This is a genomic window from Nocardia sp. JMUB6875, assembly GCF_041154655.1.
GTDB lineage: Bacteria > Actinomycetota > Actinomycetes > Mycobacteriales > Mycobacteriaceae > Nocardia.
The window spans coordinates 15948-34092 of sequence record NZ_BAAFGR010000078.1 but is presented as its reverse complement, the minus strand read 5'-3'; the positions used below and the strand labels follow the sequence as shown (position 1 = coordinate 34092).

Sequence of the window (18145 nt, the reverse complement as noted above, 5' to 3'; positions counted from 1 at the left end):
GGATCCCGGTGCCGCTGACGAACCGGCCCTCATCGGACACCCGCATGGCGATGACACGGCCACGACTCGCACGTCAGCGGCCGAAGGCATCACCGAATCAAGCCTGCGCCCCTTGGTCCGTGCGGCTACCGAACTCCCCGCCCTCCGCTCAACTTGGCTACGCGTACAACAGGATTGCGAAGCCCAGTTGATCCCCCTTATCGCCGCCCGCACGGCCCGCCCCACCGACGACCTCGACGTAGCCTTAGCCGCCGCCATGGCCAACACCGCGGTCCGCCTGGCCACCGAACTCTGGGCCGCCTCCAGCGACACCACCTCCCCGGCCGACATGGTCGACACCTGCCTATCCCGCCTCGCCACCCACCCCCTGCTGTAGACGCTTGATCACGGCCCGACCCCGCGCCGAATCGATGGCGTCGCGATCCGCGAGTCGCACACCCGGTGTGCAAGATGTGCCTACGACAGGTGCATCAGATTCCCGGAGATGGAGAAGAGGCTCTTTCCGAGCTTCACGACGGGAATGCCGATCGGTGCCAGGATGATGGTGGCGGACAAGATGATTCCGACCAGCCAGACGAGTCCCGCCACGATGCCCAGCACTGCGCCGAGCACGGCTCCGAGGATGCCCAGTACTGCACCCAATAGTTTGTTCAAAGCTCCCATGATGACCTCCTGAGTCATCCAGGGAATAACCCGTCGAACGCATCACATGCGGCGATCGATCATCGGCAGCAGCGGTAGTCGGCGCGAGCAACCGCACCAAGATCATCCGGCCTAATCACACACTGTTGCAGCGGGATTGGCGTTCCGAGGCCATAGGTAGCAGAAAGTGAGCGAGTAGGCTGGCGTCCGCAACTCGTCATCATGGTGCGGAATCTGCGGGTTCTGCTACCGTCCGGCGGTGGGCATGATCTCGACACCGGCCGAGGAGTCTCGGTTCTGGGAACTTATCGAGCAGGCGTGGGAACGTCTTGGGGCCGAGCCGAACCAGCTGCGGAGTGGGTTGGTCGATCGCGACAGCGACGACGAAGCCTATGCCGTCGACGAGTACCTCGACGGGTTCCTCGACCAGCTGCGGGAGCTGAGCCAGGACCTGTCGGCTCAGGAGTTGACCGTGTTGGATCGGGTGCTCGAACGCAAGCTGTACGACATCGACCGCGCGGACATCCAGCAGGTGACCGATGGTTCCGACGACGGGTTTCTGTATTGCCGAGGTTTCATCGTCGCGATGGGCCGTGACTTCTACGACGCGGTGATGGCCGACCCCGCTGTCGCGGTACTCGATGGCGAGTGCGAGGCGATGTGCTATCTATTCGCGAACTTGCACAACGATCATTTCGGCGTCTTCCCCGACACCGGCTCCGGCATTTCGCGAGAGTCGGCATCCAATCACGCCGGCTGGGCATGAACTACCGGTCAAGGGCCCGCGGGTACCGATGCGCCGCTACCCGCAGCGCGTGATTGCGGCATGACAGTGCTATAGAAAATGAACGTGCCTGCTGATGAAGACGAGTGCGCGTACCTACGCCGGATCGAGCGGCTTGCCCATGAGGTATGCGATCATGCCCTAGGCGAGGGATGGCTCAGCTACGCACCGGATCCCAGCGACTCGACGCCGCTACAGCGTGCAGTCAACGAGCTTGCCCGGAATCTCCGACACATCCACCACGAGGGCGATGGCTGTCTGGACCACTGAGCAACCACCTACTCGGAAATCGGCGGTGTAGTGAGGGCCGATCTCTGGGAGGCGTCGATGATAGACACACGAACGATCGTGCGTTTAATCTCGGGGTGTGGATGTTTATGAGCTGGACTGTCGTGTGCTGAACGAACTGCTGCCACTTGTCGAGGCACTGAACGATGCTGACCTCGATCGGCCGACGCCCTGTGTGGGGTGGACGGTTCGAGATCTGTTGATGCACATGAATTCTGAGCACGAAGCGATCAGTGCGGGGCTGTTGGGTGCGGCCGCGATGTTGGATCGGGATCCGCGGAATGGCTTTGCGCAGGCGGGTTTCTCGGTGGTGCGAGGCATTTGGGGGGTGTGCCGAGGATCGGCTGGTTTACATACCGAAGTTCGATTCGGCTTCTCCGGTCGGGCTGGTATTGCGGCTCCACCTCGCGGACATGTTGGTGCACCGCTGGGATCTGGCCAAGGCGTTGGGGATCGCCCCGGAGTTGCCTGCCGACCTTGTGGCGGTCGCTCTTCCGATCGCTGCGGCGGTCCCCGAGGACGGGCCACTGCGAGGTCCCAAGGGCTACGCCCACCCGGTGCCGGTCGCCGCCGAGTCCGCCCCGGAAGACCGGCTGGTGGCCGCCTTCGGCCGCTCGCCCTCTTGGTCCGGTCCAGACGGCGAATGATGCCACTCCTGCGAGGGAGAGGTCCGACCCTCTCGCCGCGGCGGACTCAGCCGCGGGCGGTGCCGTGGAGCCAGTCGGGCCAGGGGAGGGTCCAGTCGCCGTTTTGCCAGATGTCGAGGGGGTCGCCGCCGGTGTTGCGGACTTCTACTATGTCGCCGGGGGTGACGAAGTCGTAGAACCAGGCGGCGTCGGTGGGGGAGATGTTGAGGCAGCCGTGGGAGACGTTGGTTACGCCTTGGGCCCAGACGGATTCGGCCAGTTCGTGGACGTAGATGCCGTCGTGGCTGATGCGGACGGCCTTGTTGATGGTGGTGCGGTAGCCGAGGCGGGAGTTGGTGGGCAGGCCGTAGGTGGCGGAGTCCATGATGACCGGGTCCTTGCGGTCGAGGACGGTGTAGACGCCGGGGCGGGTCCAGAAGGACAGGACACGATTGCCGACTACGGCGGTGCCGCCCATGCCCATGGAGGTGGGCATGGTGCGCACCAGGTTTCCGTTCTCGAAGACCTCGATCTGTTTGGTGTTGTCATCGGCGATGGCGACGCGGGCGGGACCGATGGTGATCGAGATCCGTTGGTCGCGTTGGCCGTACGCGCCGTCGCCGAGCGGGACGCCGAAAAGGTCTGCGGCGACGGTGATCCGGGTGCCGGGGGCGTGGTAGCGCTCGGGGCGCCAGTGCGCGTTCTGGTCGTCGAGCCAGTACCACGCGCCGGTGGTGGCGGGTTCGGTGACGACCTTCAGGCAGGGTTCGGCGGCGGCGCGGTCGACGGGTTCGTCGAAGTGCGCGACCAGGACGAAACCTATTCCGTACGTGTCGTTCTCGGCGATCTCGTTCAGGTTGGACGAGCGCAGGGAGACGTCCACGAGGCGGTCGGGGGTGGCGGTCGTGCAAGTGGTGGTGGCGGTGATATCGCCGGTCTCGCCGTGCGCGAGGGCCTTGGCGGTGTAGGTGTGGCCGTAGCCGAGGGGTTCGGCGCTGGTCCAGCCGCGATGGTCGGGGGCCGGAATGCCCGGAAGTACCCGGCCGGTCTCGTCGACCCATTCGACCGAGGTCAGGGTGCCGTCGGTGACGGTGACCGTGCCGGGCCGCCGGGGCAGGACGTCGGCCGCGCCGGGCGGGGGATCGAATCGGATGGCCGCGGGGACGGGCGGTTTGGCGGGTTTGCGCTCCTCGCTGCCGCATCCGGCAAGCACCAGCCCGCCCGCACCGGCGAACCCGAGTAGTAGCTCACGACGTCGCAGTCCCACCGCGTGCCTCCCATCGGGTTACTGATCTTGGTACTCAGCCTGGGCCATGACCTCCGATCCCGCCACGCCGACGAGCCGGGTCTGCATCGATCCGTCGTCCAACCGACACCATTCCTCGACCATGCGCGGCCCGCCGCCCACGCGCCCGCAGGGCCGCCCAGAGCGGAGTGAGCAGGCCGCCGCGCCACGCGTTCTCCTCGAAGCGGATGCCGAAGCTGTTGAGCGCCATGCACAGGGTCTCGTAGTTGGCGACGATGACGAGGATGTCGTGGATCTGCCAGGTGGTGAAGCGGACGGTGAGCCGCTTCCAGGTGTCGTCGCCGACCCGGCGGTAGATCTGCAGGTCGTCGACGGCACACAGGACCAAGCGCTGATCCTCGGACCAGCCGGAGTCCTCGGGTCCGGCGGCGACGCGGTCGATCTCGGCGGGGGACAGGCCCGCGAATTCGGCGGCGCGGCCATGGTGGCCGCGGTGGTATTGGGAACCCGCGTTCCAGGTGGCGCGCAGGGTGACCAGTTCGCTGAGGTCGCGGGCGAGGCGGACCGCGCCCGCGCGGGCGACGAAGGGCAGCAGCGTGGTGAACGTGACCGGACTGCGGCCGAACATCGCGACACCGTCCACCGAGCCGCCACCGTTGAGCGCCCCGATGACGCTGGAGAACCAGCGGTAGACCGCCCCGGCCTCACCCGGCCCCGGATTGGGCAGGCGTGGCGTCTCGGGCAGTAGCCAGCGGGGATGCTCGGTGGTGCGTCCCGCGCGCAGCGGCACCACCTCGGCGGGCTGGTCGAGGTCGCGGTCGAAGCTGTTGGCCAGCAGGGCGATCGCGGTGTAGACGCCGACCAGGAAGCAGAGGTCCACGCGCTGGGGCGGGGTGAGATCCAGTGCGGCCCAGGTGTCGTCGGAGAGATAGCGGTCGCGGTACAGCTCGTCGACGGCCAGCAGCAGGGTGCGTTGCCGGGGCGTCCAGCGCGGATCCGCCGGGCCGTTGATCACCAGCTCGGATCGATTGTCGTGCAGGTGATTCCACACGGCCGTGCCGCCCGAGAGCCAGGCGGTGCGCTGGGCGGCCAACCGGCAGTCGGGGGCCTCGAGTTCGGTGAAGCGGATGCCGCGCAGGATCCGTCCGATACCTTGCCGGTACGCCTCGCCGCGAACGACCTCCGGGCCGATGCGCCAGGCGCTCATGAGGCGCGTCCGGGGGCGCGGCGCACCTGCTTGCCGACGAACTCCGAGAGATGGACGGCCACCGGCTCGGGAACACCGTCGGGGCGGCGGTCCGAGGACAGTGCGACATCGCAGTGCAGATACCCCGGAATCCAGTGCGCGTCTTTGGGATACACGTCGAGGAAGCGGATGACGTCGGTGAAGCTCGCCTCGCCCATGAGATTGATGTACGGCAGCTTCGCCGCGCCGGGCTCATGGCGCAGCGGCGCGAGCGAACCGGTGCGACAGCCCAGCGCGGCGGGCGCGACGTCGAGGGTTTCCCGGACGGCGAAGTAATCCTCGAAGACATTCAGTTCACCTCCCGCCAGGATGCGGGCGAGCTCGGTGATATCGGCGAATTCCCCTGCCGTGCTGTCGCATTGGTCGAAGTTGCGCCAGGTGTAGAGGTGGTCGCGGGAGGTCGGGGCGTGGCGCGGGGTGACGCCCATCCCCGCCTGCCGCAGCGCGCCCAGCACCGGCCTGCCCGCCGCCCCTTCCGGCAGCGGCCAGGTGCACGGCGCCACCGGACCGTCCAGACTGCCGCAGTTCATCGACAGGACACCGAGAGTCGGCGCGGTGTGCGCACTGGCGATCAGACCCAGCGCGGCCCGGTTGGTCAGCCGCAGCTTCCGGTGATCCGGCCCCAGCCCGGCGAACTGACGCCAGGTCCGCGAGGCCGCCGCGCGCACCGCCAGCGCCGCGGTGCCGCGCTCCGGAATCAGGCTCAGCACATCGGATTCCGCGTGCGGCGCGAGCACGGCGGCAGTGGCGACGGCGGCCAGCATCGCGAACATCTCGGGAACCCTGACCGGACGCACGGCCACACTGCCCGGAATCAATCCGCGGCGAATCGCCTTGGGTACCAAGGTATCGACGAGCCGGCTCGCGGAGGATGCTGCCGCACCGAGGCGCGGCCGCTGCGATCGCAGCCGGAACACGTCCAGATTGGTCACCGTGTCGAGCGCGATGAGCCCCGCGACCTGCTCGTGCCCCGGCCGTCCCGCGAAATCCCATCCCGCATACGTCCCGGCCTGGAATCCGCCGAGCGAATGCCCGCCCAGGAACAGCTTGCCGCCGCGCACATCCGGATCCGGGATCTCGGCGCTCACCACCGCATGGGTGTCGGCCACCACCTGCGCCATCCCGAAGTCGGCCAGGAACCGCAGGTCGCGATTGCGGCGGAAGCCCGGGAACCGCCGCCCGCCGACTTCGCGCCCGCGATAGTAGTAATCGAAGGCCAGCCGATGATCGCCCTCGGCCAGCGCCACCGGAATCGGGCTGTGATCCTCGAGCGCGTTGGGTCTGCGGTCCAACGACCAGAATTCGGCCCGCACTCCCGCCGCGAGCAGCCGCCGGACGGTATTGCAACCCACCGGCTGCATCGACCGCGCCCCCGCGATCGCCCCGGGCAGCATCACGATGATCGCGTCCGCTGATGCCGGATCATCCGGCGAGTCAACGGGTTTGATCCGAAGATGCCTCAGCTGGTCGAACTCGGGCGGATGCGGCCACCGCCCCTGCGGCACGGGCGCGCGATAGGTGACCGCGCTCAACCGCAGCCCATCCTCGATCTGCAGCACCTGTTCGGACCGGTCCACGGCGACAAGTTGATTGACCACCTCCCCACGGTAGGAGATTGTCTGAGACAGGCTGGACATACCGCGTGATCTGGCGCGAATAGTCCATCTCTCGGCAGTTTGTGGCAAAGCCGTCCGTGATCCACTTGCGCCAGTGCTGAATACTTCGAGAGATGGCCGCACCGACCCTGTTCACCACTCCGCTCCTGCACCGCCTGCGGAGCTGCGAGCGCATCCTGATCGCCGGTGCCGGAGGCGGTTTCGACCTCCTGAGCGGCCTGCCCCTGGCCTTCGCACTCCAGGAACGCGGCCAGCGGGTCTTCCTGGCGAACCTCACCTTCACCCCCGTCAATCGCACCGGCGCCCGCGAGGTGCTCCGTGGGCTGTACGAAATCGACGCCGACACAACCGGATCCACTCCTTATTTCCCCGAGAAGCACCTCGCGGTCTGGCTGCGCGACCACGGCCACTCCGATCGCGTGTACCTGATCCGCAAGGGCGGCCCCGCCGATCTGCGTGCCGCCTACGCCCGGCTGGCCCGCGACCTGAACCCGGTCCACCGAGCTGTTCATCAATCCGTTGATGTCGATGGTCTGGTCGTTCGAACTCGACGCGGTGGCCAGTCGGGTCCGCTACCGCAACGAAATCGCCAGCACTACAACGCCATTCGAAGTATCCGCCGCGATCGAAGCTTTTCGCGACACCATTCCGCTGCGTCCGCATCGCACGATTCCGGCCTGACGCGCCGGGCGGTCATTCGCTATATGAGGGCCAGTTCTCGAGGGTCCGGTGCAAGGCGTCGACGATGTTCGGCCACGAGTCGGCGGGGGAGCGGGAGTGTGCGAAACCGCCGGCGCTCTCGAGGGTCGCGAAGCCGTGAAAGGTGCTGCGCAGCAGGCGCGCCGCGTCCAGGCTCTCGGCCTCGCCGAGGCCGTAGCCGCGCAGGACGGCCGAGGTCAGTTCGATACTGCGCAACAGTGCGGGCTCATCGGCCACCTCGGCGGGATCCATGCGAATCTGTGTGGCCGCGTACCGTTCCGGGAACTCCAGCGCGTAGGACCGGTAGGCATCGGCGAACGCCACCAGCGCGTCCTTCCCCGACCGCCCGGCCACCGCCGCACCGATCCGATCATTGAGCTCGCCGCTGGCCAGCAATGCCACCCGCACCCGCAGATCATGCAGATTGCGCACATGCACATAGAGGCTCGGATCCTTCACCCCGAACCGCTTGGCCAGTGCCGACAACGTGACCTTCGGAAACCCGATCTCATCCGCGAGCTCGGCGGCCCCGCGCACCACCCGTTCAGTGGTCAGACCAGCCCTGGGTGACACGCCTGCCTCCTTCCTAGGGTCATCACGGTCGATCCTAATGATCATAGGACTTGGGCGATCGACGCCGAGGCGGCGACGTCGAGTGGCGTGCCACTCGATGCCACGCCGCGCCGCGCCGATTCGCGCACGATGCCCACGTATCCGGTGTGCGCGGTGAAACAGGAACGGGGTTCCCGTCTTTCGGGGGATGGCCGCCGGGATACAGACCTGTCTCGGGGCGAAGGCGCCGGTTGCGTACACTGGCGCCACCGGGTCGGTCGGGACCTGCGCGGAAGGAAGTGGAGAAGTGGTGTCGGCGCGACGCGAGCAGATCCTCGACGCGGCACGCGATCTCATCGTGCGCGACGGGTTCGCGGCGGCCAGCATGCACGCCATCGCGCGGGCGGCCGGGGTCACGCGGCCGGCCCTGTACGGCGAATTCGGGGATCGCGACCAGCTTTTCGCGGCTCTGCTGGATCGCGAGGAAGAGAAGGTCATGGAGCTCGTGGAGGCGTCCATGCCGGAATTCCCGCCGGGGGCGGATCCGCTGGAATTCGCGGGTCGGCTCGCCGATGTCTATCTGGAGCTGGTGCTGTCCGCGCCGCAGAGCTTCCGGTTCGTCCTCATGCCGCCCGAGGGCGCGCCGCCGGGGACCTCGGAGCGGGTGGAACAGGGGAAGGCCGCGATCCGCGACCGCAGCCGGATGCTGATCACCATGGCGGCCGCGGTGCAGGACCGCGAGGTGGATGCCGAACTGCTCAGCCACGCCGCGCTCGCGGTGAGCGAGACCGCCGCACGCCTGGTGCTCGACCCGGGGCAGGCGGGCGACCGCGACGAGGTCTCGCGGACCCTGCGCTGGCTGGCGCGCCGCGTCGTCGGCGGCCCCAGCGTCGGAACTACCGAGGGCCGGGCCGCCGGAACCGCTGGCGGCCCCATCGCCGGAAGCCGGGCGTGACATGGCGAACCCGAAGACCGCACCGGCCAAACGCCGCTACGCCAAACGACTTTCACCCGCCGATCGGCGCGAGCAACTCCTCGACACCGCCATGGGCATTGTCGCCGAGAGCGGTTTCGCCGAGGTGAGCATTGCCGCCGTCGCCGATCGCGGCGGCGTCACCCGCCCGGTCGTGTACGACTCCTTCGGCAGCCGGGACGAACTGCTGGACCAGCTCATCCAGCGCGAGACCGGCCGCATGGGCGCGGCCGTGCACCGCGCCATGTCCGAACTCGCCGACCCCGCCGGCCGGGATACCACCACGGTGCTGCGCGCCGCGCTCGACCGCTTCCTCGCCGAGGTGCGCGCCATGCCCGGCACCTGGCGGCTGGTGTACTTCCCGATCGACGGCGTCCCCCCGGCGCTGCGCGACCGCATCGCCACCGCCCGCGACCACCTGCGAATCCCCTTGCGCCAGGCCCTGAACGACTGGCTGGCCGAACACCCGGCCACCGCCGCCGAGGTGAACCTCGACGTCCTGGTGCGCCTGGTGCAGGGCCTGATCCAAACCGGTGCCCGCCTGATCCTCGACGATCCGGACCACTTCGACAGCGCCCGCATCCTCGGCCTCGTCGACTACGTGTTCGCCGAGAAGGACTGACGCCGGGCGGCTACGCCTCCACGTCGGCCACCAGGATCGGCGTCAATCGGGTGAAAAGCCGTGCGGGCTCCGGCAATTCGGCCGCGCCCGCCGCATCCAGCACCCGCGGCGCGCTGAACTTGCGGGTGCGGCCGCGATAGATCGTCTCGCCCCCGTTCGCGGCCAGCACATTGCGCACCCAGTCGGCTTTGCTGCCGTAGGGCAGCGGCACGATGAGCAGCCCGTCGCGGTAGGCGGCCACGACCGGAGTCCGGTACGGCGCACCGGACTTGCGGCCCAGATGCCGAATGACGGAGTAGGGCGGCACCCTTCCGGCGGTGACGCCCTGGACCCGATTGGTGACGAGCTTGTTGAACCGCGGCAGCCAGCCGGGCGCGATGCCGTCACCGCTGGCCGGATCGCGCAGCCAGCGCGCGGGCCCGCGCCGCCACATGGCCGGTTCGGGTTCGATGCCGTGGCTGAGCAGCAGCATGGCCAGCATCTCGTAGTGGCCGACCAGCATGCACAGATCCACCGTCTGCGCCTCGGACAGCCGCGCCCGCAGCAGCGGCCAGGTCTCGTCGGAAATCATGCGGTCGGAATGCAATTCGTCGACCGCGCGCAACAGCACGCGCTGATGATCGGTCCAGCCCGGAGCCTCGGGCCCGGCGGTGACCCGCTCGACGGTCTCCACCGAGATACCGCTGAACCGGGCCGCGAACACGTGGTGGTGCCATTCGTAGCGCACACCGGCGTTCCAGGCGGTGCGCAGCGTGGCCAGCTCGCAGTCGACCCGCGAGAGGCGGCTGAAGGGAACCACCTTCAGACCCAACGGCATATAGCCCCAGAACATCAGGGGACTGCGCCCCATCAGCTCGAGCACCTTGATGCGGCCTCCGCCGCCGAACAGTCCGCCCAGCCGGGCCACCAGCCAGGTGCTCGGTTCGGTGCGCCGGAATTCGCCGAGTCCGGGAATGCGGTCGAGTGCCGTGACCCGCCAGTGCGGTGACCCGTCGGTCGGCACGGCGACATCGGGTTTCAGATTCATCATTACCTCCCGGAACGGATTTCAGCACCGGTCTCGGCGGCCTGCTATGGCTTGTGCCGCCACGCAATTGACCGTCGCCGCCAGGGTGACCGGATACGATGGCCGGACTCGCCGCGAGAGCGGTATCGCGTCATGAACACTGGAGTTCGGCTTGACCGTCACCATCCGCCGGGTGCTTCGCCTGGCCGCCGTCGCGGTCCTGGCCGTGCTACCCGTCCTGCCCGCGGCCACGCTGGCGCCGCCGTCGCTCGCCGAGCCGGACCCGCTGCTGGGCGCGGGGACGCGAATCACGTTTTCCAGCACCGATGTTCACGGTGAGCCCATCACGGCCACCGGCACCGTCATCGAACCGATGGCACCGTGGCGCGGCCCGGGCCCGCGACCGCTGGTCGCCTATCTCGTCGGCACGCACGGGGAAGGAGCCCAGTGTGCGCCGTCCCGGCTGCTCACCGGACTGCTCCAATACACCCCGCCCCTGGATGTGATGGCCGAGTACGAACTTCCGTTCATGTACGCGCTGCTCGCGCAGGGCTACACGGTGGTGGTTCCGGACTACGCCGGTCTGGGCGCCCCCAACGCACCCAGCTACATGAACCCCGTCGCCGAGGCCCATGTCGCGATCGATGCCGTGCGCGCCGCCCAAAGACTGGGCCGCACAACGATTCCCGAGCCCGGGCCGGTGGTGTTCGCCGGGTACTCCCAGGGCGGTAACGCGGCCGGGGGAGTGGCCGAGCAATTGGCCGAATACGGACCGGATCTCGACGTGAAGGGCGTCAGTGTCGGCGCCGCCCCGGTGGATCTGTCCTCCTTCTTCGACCGGCTCGAGGGCGGGCTGTCGGCCGGATTGGTCGGCTATGCCCTCAACGCACTCGAAAGCGCCTACCCCGAAACCGTTCCGGCGCTCGCGGCGATCATCAATCCGGCCGGACGCGCCATGATGGCGGCGACCGCGACCGAATGCGTCGCCGAGACCACCCTGCGCTACGGCCTGCACCACACCACCGAGTGGACGGTATCGGGCCGTCCACTAGCGCTGGAGCTCACCGAAAACCCCGTCACCCGTGCGGCTCTCGACGAGCTGGCCCTCGGCCACCGCACCCCGGGCGTCCCCGTCGCCGTGCTCACCGGCACCAACGACGATGTCGTCCCGCCCGGTCCCGTGCGCGACCTCGCCGCCACCTGGTGCGGCCGGGGAGCCACCGTGGCGCTGACCGAAACCGGGCTGCCGCCACTGGCTCCCGGCTCGATCCTCGGTCACAGCCTCAATCTGCCGGTCACCTTCTTCGGCACCACGCTCGGCTGGATCGAGGATCGATTCACCGGCAAACCGGCCCCCTCCACCTGCGGATAGCGCTCGGGCACCCGGGACCTCCTCAGGCCCCGGGGAATCCGGGCGGCAGGGGTGCGAAGGCGGCCATGAACCGCGGCCCCGCCGGCAGTCCCCGCAACAGCGCGCTGGTCCACGCGCCGGCCGGCAGCCACCCGGTCACCGCATTGACGATGTGCTCGGGCACCGGCACGGTGGCGAAGCGCAAGTCCGCGCCGCGATCCCAGTAGGACTGGACCGTCGGCAGCACCACCTCGGCGGGCGGGATCAACTCATCCCACAGCCCGTGCCACCACAGCACCGGGGTATCGGGGATGTAGTGGCCGAGGCTGTTGTCCCGCAACACCTTCACCACCTCCGGATACGACTCCAGCGACTTGCCCGGCTGGTAGTAATCGCTGATCGGCCGCCACATCCCGGTCAGCGCCGCGGTCGCATAGCAGCGGTGCTGCATGTCCGCGACGATCTGCTGACCCTCGGGGGTGAGCAGTTCCGCGGCATCGAACGCGTCCGGATACTCCCGCGACAGCGAGACGAACCCGAGCCACATGGTGAAGTTGCTGATGCCGGTGACGCCCGGCTCCTCCTTGGTGGCGTACTTCGCCTGCTCCATCAGATTGGCGGGCGTCCCGCCGATGCTGGTGCCCAGCAGCCGCACATCCGGCGCGTAGGTGGCGCGCAACTCGGCCGCGCGGATCGAGGCCGAGCCGCCGCCGGAATACCCGTACAGCGCGATCCCCGAATCCGTGAGCCCCAGTCCCGCATCGTTTTTCATCGCCCGCAGGCTGTCGAGGACCATCTTGCCCTCGGCATAGGTGTTGAAGGTGTTGAACTTGCCGTCGAAGTCGGGCACGTTGATGGCGAAGCCCTGCATCAGCCAGTAGATCGCCAGCGCCGACTCCTTCATGGTGCCGACCTGCAGCGTGTGCGACGGATTGCACGAGGAGTCGGTGGAGTCGATGGCCTCCTGGAACGACACCACCGGCCGCGCGCTGCCCTGCCACGGAATGCCCGGCACGATCACCGTCGTCGCGGTGACGATCGGATTGCCGTGCACATCCTCGGACCGGAACAGCAACTGCTTGGTGTACACCGGGAACGGCAGCCCCAGCAGCCGGGTCTGCACCTCGCGCGAGCGCACGATCTGACCCGGCGCATAGGCGTCCAGGTCGGCCGGATCGTCGTACCAGGGATCCTGCGACGGCACCGGAACGGGCAGCGCCTGATAGATCTGCGGCTCACTCGGCAGCTGCGGTAGCTGATTCTGATCCGGCGGGAACACCGGAAAACCCGGATCCGCCTGCGCCACACCGGTACCCACCGCCATGCACGCGGCCGCCAAGGCTACGGTCAGCCGCCGCCGGGACTTGCTCATTCCATCCTCCGAATCGCCCTTGATTCGTGCGGCCGCCCTCACACGCGCACCGCATCTGGGTTCCAGCTCACAGGAAACCGCTGCTCAGCACTACTGACAGGCGGCTAAGGCGGCGGCGGTGCGGTTTGTGCACGTGCACAGGCGGAGGTTTCGGTCAGCCATTGCGACAGTACGGGCGGTACGTCAACTGGGGGAGGTACTGCTTCCAGCGGTCCTCGTTCCAGAACTCGCCCGTCACCGAGCAGATGCGGTCGACGGCGTGCTGCGTATCGAGATCCCAGAGGAAGAAGGTGCCTTCGGTGGTGATGGCGGCGAGCCGGTCGTTGTCGGCGACGACCACCGAGTCGTCGCTGTATCCGCCCGTGGGGGTCAAGGTCGCCAATTCCGCGGGATGGGCTCGGTCGCGGAGGTCCCACAGTCTGATGACGCCGTCGAAGCCGTGGGCGAGCAGGGTGCGGGAATCCGGAGTGAAGGTGAAGCCCCGCAGCGCGGGGATTTTCGCCGCGACCGGTTGCCCCAGCCGCTGCGGTTCGCGGGGGTCGCTGATATCCCACAGTTGGAAGGTGCTCTTGCCCGAGACCACCATGGTGCGCAGGTCGGGCGCGAAGTCGACGATGGACCGCTCGCTCGTGGGACGCCGCAGCAATTCGGCGATCCGGCTCGGATGGGATCGCTCGGCGATGGACCACAGGGTGGTCACCGACTCCGAATGTCCGGCCTCGCCGATGGTTTCGGTCTCGATCAGGGTCTTGCTGTCCGGACCGAATTCGAAATCGGCCTTGTCCGGCACCTGGATCGGGTCGCCGAGCGGCGTCGTGCGCGGTGGATCGGTGAAGTCCCACAGCCGGAGCAGCCGGTGGTCGTCGACGGTGACCATGGTCCGGAAGTCCTTGCTGATGGCCCACATTCGCAGTGAACCGGCATCGGGAATCGGCCCCTCCCCGCGTATACGGACGGCGGCGGGATCGGACAGGTCGACGACCGACATCGACGTTCCCCGCAGGCTCTGTTCCAACAGTACGGTGCCGTCCGGCGAGAGCTCGCCGACTTCCGTCTCCGGGGTGGTGCGATACTCGGCGATCCTCTTGGGCGACTGCGTATTCCGTACGTCCCAGAGGGTGGTGACGCCCAGCCGCGGTGACCCGATCGCCAGTCTGCTACCCCCGGCCCGGAAGACCGACATATCGTTCGAGCCCGGCAGGGCCGGGATCAGCGCGGATGGCAGCGACCACGTGTGGAGCTCACCGGTGGACGCGCCCGCGAGCAGGTGGTGCCCGTCGGCGGTGAACGCGACCGCGCGCGGGGCGGCGTAGCACTCGAACGAGTCCGTGCCGGACGCGGCGCTCCCCACACCGGAACGGCAGGTGCCCGGGCTCGTGGACAGCCCGTCGACCAGCAGGGTCGGATCCGCCGGATCGGTCACGTTCCAGACGGTCACCGCGGCGCCGACGGCGGTCGCCAGGCTGTGGCCGTCGGGTGCGAAGTCCAGATCCGAGATGCCGCCGTGGTCGATCTCGCGGCTCGCGGACATGCGCGGGTGCGCCGGATCCGCGAGATCCCAGAGTTGCACGATGGCATGCGATCCCGCCTCGGGCGTGATCCCGACGGCCAGCACCGCGCTGTCGGCACGGAAGGCGAGGGAGGTCGGGCCGCTCGGGGCGGAAGACGATTCCGGTGCGGTGGCGAAGTCGGGAACCAGGAGCGTGGGATCGTCCGGGCGGGTGAGGTCCCACAGCTGGATCGAGGCGGTGCGGGCGGCTCCGTTCCGGTCGATGCGCGCGAGCAGGCGGCCGTTCGGGCTGAAGCGGAACGCGCTGACTCCGCTGAGCGAGCCCCGATCATGCAGCGGCCGGTCCGCCCGCCGCACCGGTGTGCCCGGATTGCTCACATCCCACAGGGTCAGCAGGTTGACGGACTGCGTCGCGAGCGTGCGGCCGTCGGGGGCGAAGGTCACCTCGGTCGGGTTCGAGTCGGTCGGCAGCTGAGCCAGCCGGCGCGGCGTGGCGGGGTTCGAGATATCCCAGAGCGTGACAACATGATTCGCGTTCAGCTGGTCGCCGCTGGGCACCAGCGTGGCGTCCGCGGTGGCCAGCAGAGGTGCGGCCGGATCGAGGGCCACGTCGCCGACGCCCTCGATCCGGGCTCCCGATGGGCGCGGGTGCTGCGGGTCGGTGGTGTCCCACAGCCGCAGGCCGCCTTGGAGATCCACCGAGGCGAGGGTCCGTGTGTTCGGCTGGTACGCGATCCGCGAAACAGCCTGCGTGTGGGCGGGCGTGACCGACAGGAGCGGCGCCGCCTGGGACTGGAGCAGTCGCGAGCGCACGGCCGGATCGCCGGGCCGAAGCTGCCAGGCGACCAGATTCAGTTGCGCCGCCAAGGAGGGATCCGACTGCCGCGCTTGATCGGCCGCCGCCAGCACCGCGGTGAAATCGCTGTCGGCGCGCCGCTGATCGGCCAGCCGGATCTGCGAGTACAGGCCGACGCCCAGGACGAGCAGCACCACGCCGAGCAGGGCCAGCGTCAGCCGGAGGCGTCGGGAGCGGCGGCGGCCGGTGTCGACGGCCGTCACCGACCGGGTCAGGAATTCTTGTGCCAACGGCCCGACCGGTGGTGGGTCCGCGTGCTCGCGGGCGTTCTGCAGGCGGGGGCCGCGGTACAACAGGGATGAATCCCGTTCCTGGGCGGCCCATTCCGCGGCATCGGATTCCAGGCGCTGGCGGGCCAGGTAGCCGACGCGGTCCTCGTCGATCCAGCCGCGCAGCCGCGGCCAGGCGGTGAGGACGATCTCGTGGGTGAGGGTGACCGCGTCGGCGTCGAGGGTGAGCAGGCGGGTGCGGGGGAGCAGTTCCAGTGCGGCGGTGGCGGCTTCGGGATCGTCGGTGCGGGCCAGCAGGTCCTCGCGGGTGACGGTGCGGCGGGTGTCGCGCGCGTCCTGGCTCACGGTGACCAGGCCGAGCAGCATGGTGCGGGCGGCCCGCTGTTGGTCGGAAGACAGTTCGTTCCAGGCGTATTCGGCGGTCTCGGCGACCGAGCCGACCACTCCGCCCGCGGTGCGATAGCCCGCGATGGTGAGGCGGCGGCCTTCGCGATGCTGCCAGGTGGCGGCCATGACATGCGAGAGCATGGGCAGCGCGCCCGGATCGTAGGTGCGGCGGCCGGGATGGTCGGTGGCGCCGCACAATTCGGTGGTGATGAGCTCTTCCAGGCCGGGCTCGAGATCGAGGCCGACCGCCCGGGCCGGGCCCGAAACCGCTTGCGAGAGTTCCTCCATGCGCAGCGGGCCGAGCAGATAGCCGCGGTGTTCCAGGGCGTCCTGGAGGATGAGGTGGTTGAGGCAGTGCGCGTAGAAATCGGCGCGCAATGCCACCACCACGGCGATCGGATCGTCGGTGCGGCGGGCCGCGGCGTCCAGGACGGTGAGGAACAGGTCCCGTTGGCGCTCATCGGAACCCGCGGTGAACAACTCCTCGAGCTGGTCCACGATCAGTAGTCGGCGCGGGCCCTCGGGTCGTGGGGCAAGGGCCGCCAGGAGTGCGTCCTCGGTGGCCGCCTCGGTGCCCGGCCGCCCAAGCGCCGTGAGTAGCGCGGTGCACGGATGCGCGCCCGGCGTCAGCGTGGTGCTCTCCCAATCTGCCAGCGCCGGGCCCAAACCCGCGGCGAGCAGCGAGGATTTCCCCGCTCCGGAGGCGCCGACCACGGCCACCACACCCTCGGCCGAGCGCACGAGGGCGCTCAGCTCGGCCACGGCGCGCGCTCGCCCGAAGAACAGCCCCCGATGCTCGGGCCCGTAGGAGCTCAGCCCTTGATACGGGCAGGCGGCCTCGGTGTCCGCTTCCGGATTCCATGTGGTCGCGGCCTGCCAAATCCGGTGCCACTCCGCACGATCGGCGAGTGGGCGCGGCAGTGGTTCGCCGGTCTTGCGCGCCAGCTCGACCAGCACCAGCACCACCGGCAGCAGCGATTCGAAGCGGGCCGGGACATTGCGCCCCGCCTTCCAATCACTGATGCGCTGCGCCGAAGCCGCGCCCGTCCGCGTGGCCGGGACCGCGCCCGGCCGGGTGCCGCGCGCGGCGCGCATCCGCTCCTCGGCCGCGTTGGCCACCCGGCGCAGCGTCGGATTCCCCGCCGCCGCATACAGTTCGGCGAACCGCCGCGCGAATGCCGCCCGCGGTGACCGCGACCGGCCGTCCTCGACGTCGTCAGCGACCATACCCGCCCCCATCCCCGATCGGTCCCCGACAGTATGCGTCGCGAATCCACGGTTAAGCGAATTACCCGCCGAACCACGAAGATTCACGGTGGGTGCAGACCGCGAAGTCTGTCAACGCCCGGCAAGCCATGCCCGAGATCGGTCGCGACGGCCCTGACATCGCGGAATGGACTACGAAAACAGGCCGGATGTAACTGTTTCGGCAGGAATGAGAACGCCAGCAATTGCCGGGTACATAGCGTGCAAGCCGGGCGAGACCCGGAGGTTAGTAGACAAAGAAAGTTACGACCATGCGTAGAGCAACGGCGCTCTTCGCCGCACTAGTGTTGGCCATCCTCTTTTCCACCATGACACACCTCACGGCTCCGAAGGCCAATGCCGATGACTGCACCGGCGTTTGGACGATCGGCATCGGCGGGCTGGGCGACAATACCTCGTCGACCTTCGCCCCCTTTGTGAACCAGCCCGTGGGTTACAACTCCGCCGACCCGATGTCGGGGTTGAACGAACTCAACCGGCTGTTCTGGCAGCATCGCGACGAATGCCCCGGCGACCACATCAAGCTCATCGGGCACAGCGAAGGCGCGGGAATCGTGCACGCCTGGGTCACCGCACACCAGGATGCCGATAACGCGAATGCCATTCTGCTGTCGGATCCCAAGCGGGCCGCGGGCCCGGGTTGGGCGGGCCTGTCCTCGACTCCCGGCAGCGGGATCATCGGCTATCCCCTTGCGGGCGTCGATGATTGGTTCGGCGGCTTCCCGGTTGTGACGGTGTGCAACCATGACGACCAGATCTGCGACACCTCGGCCGGCTGGTGGGGTTACCTCTTCGGGGGAGCGCATACTCGTTACGATTTCAATGTCTGGGACTACGGCGACTGGGATTCCGGCGTCTGGTACTGGTAATCCA

At 68.5% G+C, this 18145-nt stretch carries 16 protein-coding genes and 1 pseudogene; 9 read left to right on the top strand and 8 right to left on the bottom strand.

What is annotated here, in order from left to right:
• Positions 1-187: 187 nt before the first annotated feature.
• The gene (locus tag ACAM49_RS20995) at positions 188-376 is read left to right on the top strand and encodes a hypothetical protein (RefSeq protein ID WP_369637237.1); all 189 of its coding nucleotides are present in this window, start codon (positions 188-190) and stop codon (positions 374-376) included.
• 80 nt (positions 377-456) lie between these two features.
• On the opposite strand, the gene ACAM49_RS20990 is transcribed toward ACAM49_RS20995, so the two are convergent.
• Positions 457-663 (bottom strand): hypothetical protein, encoded by a 207-nt coding sequence (locus ACAM49_RS20990; protein ID WP_369637236.1) that lies wholly within the window; start codon positions 661-663, stop codon positions 457-459.
• 244 nt (positions 664-907) lie between these two features.
• Between ACAM49_RS20990 and ACAM49_RS20985 the strand changes: the two genes are divergently transcribed.
• The 3 genes and pseudogenes from ACAM49_RS20985 to ACAM49_RS20975 all read left to right on the top strand — a co-directional run bounded on the left by ACAM49_RS20985 (position 908) and on the right by ACAM49_RS20975 (position 2361).
• Positions 908-1408, top strand: coding sequence for a DUF4240 domain-containing protein (locus ACAM49_RS20985; RefSeq protein WP_369637239.1), 501 nt, complete (start codon positions 908-910; stop codon positions 1406-1408).
• 385 nt (positions 1409-1793) lie between these two features.
• Positions 1794-1955 (top strand): annotated as a pseudogene (locus ACAM49_RS20980) (maleylpyruvate isomerase N-terminal domain-containing protein); the annotation flags it as partial.
• 172 nt (positions 1956-2127) lie between these two features.
• Complete coding sequence (locus ACAM49_RS20975) at positions 2128-2361, top strand: hypothetical protein (RefSeq protein ID WP_369637240.1); 234 nt, start codon at positions 2128-2130, stop codon at positions 2359-2361.
• A 46-nt stretch (positions 2362-2407) separates the two neighbouring features.
• On the opposite strand, the gene ACAM49_RS20970 is transcribed toward ACAM49_RS20975, so the two are convergent.
• Genes ACAM49_RS20970 through ACAM49_RS20960 form a run of 3 tightly spaced genes read right to left on the bottom strand, consistent with a single transcriptional unit; the run spans position 2408 to position 6430 of the window.
• Positions 2408-3607, bottom strand: a complete 1200-nt coding sequence (locus tag ACAM49_RS20970) for an Ig-like domain-containing protein (RefSeq protein ID WP_369637235.1) — start codon at positions 3605-3607, stop codon at positions 2408-2410.
• A gap of 34 nt (positions 3608-3641) precedes the next feature.
• On the bottom strand, positions 3642-4793 hold the full coding sequence (locus ACAM49_RS20965; RefSeq protein WP_369637234.1) for a hypothetical protein: 1152 nt from the start codon (positions 4791-4793) through the stop codon (positions 3642-3644).
• On the bottom strand, positions 4790-6430 hold the full coding sequence (locus ACAM49_RS20960; RefSeq protein ID WP_369637233.1) for a hypothetical protein: 1641 nt from the start codon (positions 6428-6430) through the stop codon (positions 4790-4792). The genes ACAM49_RS20965 and ACAM49_RS20960 overlap by 4 nt, the downstream gene beginning before the upstream one ends.
• Positions 6431-6970: 540 nt before the next feature.
• On the opposite strand from ACAM49_RS20960, the gene ACAM49_RS20955 reads away from it, so the two are divergent.
• Positions 6971-7129, top strand: a complete 159-nt coding sequence (locus ACAM49_RS20955; RefSeq protein WP_369637232.1) for a hypothetical protein — start codon at positions 6971-6973, stop codon at positions 7127-7129.
• A gap of 12 nt (positions 7130-7141) precedes the next feature.
• Here ACAM49_RS20955 and ACAM49_RS20950 read toward each other — a convergent pair whose 3' ends face one another.
• Complete coding sequence (locus ACAM49_RS20950; protein WP_369637231.1) at positions 7142-7720, bottom strand: TetR/AcrR family transcriptional regulator; 579 nt, start codon at positions 7718-7720, stop codon at positions 7142-7144.
• A 286-nt stretch (positions 7721-8006) separates the two neighbouring features.
• Here ACAM49_RS20950 and ACAM49_RS20945 point away from each other — a divergent pair, with 286 nt between their 5' ends.
• Together ACAM49_RS20945 and ACAM49_RS20940 are read left to right on the top strand one after the other, a co-directional pair.
• A complete protein-coding gene (locus ACAM49_RS20945) occupies positions 8007-8654 on the top strand; it encodes a TetR/AcrR family transcriptional regulator (RefSeq protein ID WP_369637230.1) in 648 nt (215 codons plus the stop codon).
• A gap of 1 nt (position 8655) precedes the next feature.
• Positions 8656-9294, top strand: a complete 639-nt coding sequence (locus ACAM49_RS20940) for a TetR/AcrR family transcriptional regulator (protein WP_369637229.1) — start codon at positions 8656-8658, stop codon at positions 9292-9294.
• A 10-nt stretch (positions 9295-9304) separates the two neighbouring features.
• Here the strand turns inward: ACAM49_RS20940 and ACAM49_RS20935 are convergent, their stop codons facing one another.
• Complete coding sequence (locus ACAM49_RS20935; protein ID WP_369637228.1) at positions 9305-10321, bottom strand: nitroreductase family deazaflavin-dependent oxidoreductase; 1017 nt, start codon at positions 10319-10321, stop codon at positions 9305-9307.
• A 151-nt stretch (positions 10322-10472) separates the two neighbouring features.
• On the opposite strand from ACAM49_RS20935, the gene ACAM49_RS20930 reads away from it, so the two are divergent.
• Complete coding sequence (locus ACAM49_RS20930; protein WP_369637227.1) at positions 10473-11672, top strand: alpha/beta fold hydrolase; 1200 nt, start codon at positions 10473-10475, stop codon at positions 11670-11672.
• A 22-nt stretch (positions 11673-11694) separates the two neighbouring features.
• Here ACAM49_RS20930 and ACAM49_RS20925 read toward each other — a convergent pair whose 3' ends face one another.
• Together ACAM49_RS20925 and ACAM49_RS20920 are read right to left on the bottom strand one after the other, a co-directional pair.
• Positions 11695-13023: a lipase family protein gene (locus ACAM49_RS20925; RefSeq protein ID WP_369637226.1), complete on the bottom strand. Its 1329-nt coding sequence runs from the start codon at positions 13021-13023 to the stop codon at positions 11695-11697.
• Between the two features lie 154 nt (positions 13024-13177).
• Positions 13178-17233 (bottom strand): hypothetical protein, encoded by a 4056-nt coding sequence (locus ACAM49_RS20920; RefSeq protein ID WP_369637225.1) that lies wholly within the window; start codon positions 17231-17233, stop codon positions 13178-13180.
• A 347-nt stretch (positions 17234-17580) separates the two neighbouring features.
• Between ACAM49_RS20920 and ACAM49_RS20915 the strand changes: the two genes are divergently transcribed.
• Positions 17581-18141 carry a cutinase family protein gene (locus tag ACAM49_RS20915; protein WP_369637224.1) on the top strand — a complete coding sequence of 187 codons (561 nt, stop codon included), beginning with the start codon at positions 17581-17583 and terminating at the stop codon, positions 18139-18141.
• The last annotated feature ends 4 nt before the right edge of the window (positions 18142-18145 follow it).

Bases quoted from the DNA above. Each gene is read 5' to 3' on its own strand.
- ACAM49_RS20915 (WP_369637224.1), top strand. From the start codon at position 17,581: ATGACACACCTCACGGCTCCGAAGGCCAATGCCGATGACTGCACCGGC.
- ACAM49_RS20965 (WP_369637234.1), bottom strand. From the start codon at position 4,793: ATGAGCGCCTGGCGCATCGGCCCGGAGGTCGTTCGCGGCGAGGCGTAC.
- ACAM49_RS20935 (WP_369637228.1), bottom strand. From the start codon at position 10,321: ATGAATCTGAAACCCGATGTCGCCGTGCCGACCGACGGGTCACCGCAC.
- ACAM49_RS20975 (WP_369637240.1), top strand. From the start codon at position 2,128: ATGTTGGTGCACCGCTGGGATCTGGCCAAGGCGTTGGGGATCGCCCCG.
- ACAM49_RS20985 (WP_369637239.1), top strand. From the start codon at position 908: ATGATCTCGACACCGGCCGAGGAGTCTCGGTTCTGGGAACTTATCGAG.
- ACAM49_RS20925 (WP_369637226.1), bottom strand. From the start codon at position 13,023: ATGAGCAAGTCCCGGCGGCGGCTGACCGTAGCCTTGGCGGCCGCGTGC.
- ACAM49_RS20940 (WP_369637229.1), top strand. From the start codon at position 8,656: ATGGCGAACCCGAAGACCGCACCGGCCAAACGCCGCTACGCCAAACGA.
- ACAM49_RS20955 (WP_369637232.1), top strand. From the start codon at position 6,971: ATGTCGATGGTCTGGTCGTTCGAACTCGACGCGGTGGCCAGTCGGGTC.
- ACAM49_RS20990 (WP_369637236.1), bottom strand. From the start codon at position 663: ATGGGAGCTTTGAACAAACTATTGGGTGCAGTACTGGGCATCCTCGGA.
- ACAM49_RS20920 (WP_369637225.1), bottom strand. From the start codon at position 17,233: ATGGTCGCTGACGACGTCGAGGACGGCCGGTCGCGGTCACCGCGGGCG.